The 577-nt window shown below is 66.0% G+C and carries 1 protein-coding gene; it reads right to left on the reverse strand.

Features of this window, described 5'->3' with window-relative positions:
- The coding region (gene add, locus ACKGJN_RS16605; protein ID WP_409540681.1) for an adenosine deaminase at window positions 1-577 on the reverse strand (577 nt) is incomplete at both ends.

Below are 577 nucleotides of genomic sequence, written 5' to 3' on the forward strand. Positions count from 1 at the left end.
GGCGTTGTCGAGAAACGACGCCTCGAAGGAATTGCGGGCGATGAGGGCGAGTTCTTCGTTGGTGAGACCGAGGGCCTGACGCACGGCGGCGTAATTGTCGTTCATGTAGCCGCCGAAGTAGGCCGGATCGTCGGAGTTCACCGTCACCATGAGGCCGCGATCCAGCATCATCTTCAGGGGATGCGCGGTCATGTCGTCGAAGACGCAGAGCCGGATGTTGGAAAGCGGGCAGACGGTGAGCGGCGTGCGGCGGCGCGCCAACTCCAGCATCAGGTCCGGGTCCTCCAGGGCGCGCACGCCGTGGTCGATGCGCTCTACCTTCAGGTCATCCAGCGCCGACCAGATGTAGGCCGGCGGCCCTTCCTCGCCGGCATGGGCCACGGCGTGGAAGCCCTCCGCCCGCACGCGATCGAAGACCGCCTGAAACTTCGCCGGCGGATGGCCCTGCTCGGAGGAATCGAGGCCGACACCGACGATGCGGTCGCGGTAGGGCAGCGCCTCTTCCAGCGTCGCCATGGCGTGCGCGGCGGAGAGATGGCGCAGAAAGCAAAGAATGATCCCCGCGGTGATGTCCAGT

The sequence above is a fragment of the Gillisia xinjiangensis genome, from assembly GCF_046298265.1.
Taxonomy (GTDB): Bacteria; Bacteroidota; Bacteroidia; order Flavobacteriales; family Flavobacteriaceae; genus Gillisia; species Gillisia xinjiangensis.